Raw genomic sequence first — 1,108 nt, 5'->3', positions numbered from 1 at the left:
GCGGGCCGGGTCGCGGGCATCGTCACCGCGCCGATCCACAAAGAGGCGCTGGCGGCCGCCGGCCTGCGCTATCCGGGCCATACCGAGATCCTGGCCGAGCGCACCGGCTGCAAGGTCGCGATGATGCTGGCCAACGACGAACTGCGCACCGTGCTCGTGACGGTCCATTGCGCGCTGCGCGAGGCCATCGAACGCGCGGACTTCGCGGCGCAGATGTCGGCGATCCGGCTCGCGCACCAGGGCGCCCGGGCCTTCGGCATCGCGGCGCCGCGCGTCGCGGTGGCTGGGCTCAATCCGCATGCGGGCGAGGGCGGTCTGTTCGGCGACGAGGAGCAACGCACCATCGCGCCCGCGATCGCCGCCGCGCGGCGCGAGGGCATCGACGCCAGCGGCCCCTGGCCAGGCGACACGGTGTTCATGCAGGCGCGCCAGGGCCGCTTCGACGTGGTGGTGGCGCAGTACCACGACCAGGGGCTGATCCCGGTCAAGTACCTCGGGCTCGACAAGGGCGTCAACATCACGCTCGGCCTGCCTTTCGTGCGCACCAGCCCCGACCACGGCACCGCCTTCGACATCGCGGGGCGCGGCATCGCCGACGCCGCCAGCCTCGAGGCCGCGCTCGACATGGCCGCGCGCCTGGCGGCCGCCAACGGCACCACGAGAAAGACCCGACCATGAGCGGCTTCGAATTCATCTTCATGCTCACGCGCCACGACCGCACCGTGGCCGACGCGGCACGGCACCTGGCGACGGCGCTCGCGGCCGGCGTGCGCCACATCGGCTTCAAGGACATCGGGCTGCCGATGGCCGAGCTCGAGGGCCTGCATCGCACCCTCCGCGCGCACGGTGCCTCGAGCTACCTCGAGGTGGTCTCGCTCGACCGCGACAGCGAGATCGCCTCGGTCGAGATGGCCTGCCGGCTCGGCGTCGACCACCTGCTCGGCGGCACGCATGTCGACGACGTGCTGCCGTTGCTCGAGGGCACGGGCATCCGCTACTACCCGTTCGCGGGCCGGGTCTCGGGGCATCCGAGCGTGCTCGGCGGTTCCATCGAGGAGATCGTGGCCAGCGCCCGCGCCATCGCCAGCCGGCCCGGCGTGGCGGGGCT

1 protein-coding gene and 1 pseudogene are annotated in these 1,108 nt (G+C 72.7%); both read left to right on the top strand.

Annotated elements, in window-relative coordinates; translation table 11 throughout:
* Positions 1–678: 4-hydroxythreonine-4-phosphate dehydrogenase PdxA (gene pdxA, locus AC27VN_RS42105; RefSeq protein WP_490880608.1), on the top strand; the 678-nt coding region annotated here is incomplete at its 5' end.
* A pseudogene (locus tag AC27VN_RS42100) lies at positions 675–1,108 on the top strand (4-hydroxythreonine-4-phosphate dehydrogenase); the annotation flags it as partial. The gene pdxA and the pseudogene AC27VN_RS42100, both read left to right, overlap by 4 nt.

Source organism: Variovorax sp. 20P10.2.4, assembly GCF_058244205.1.
The sequence above is the reverse complement of the archived record's forward strand: the minus strand, read 5'-3'. Positions and strand labels throughout refer to the sequence as shown.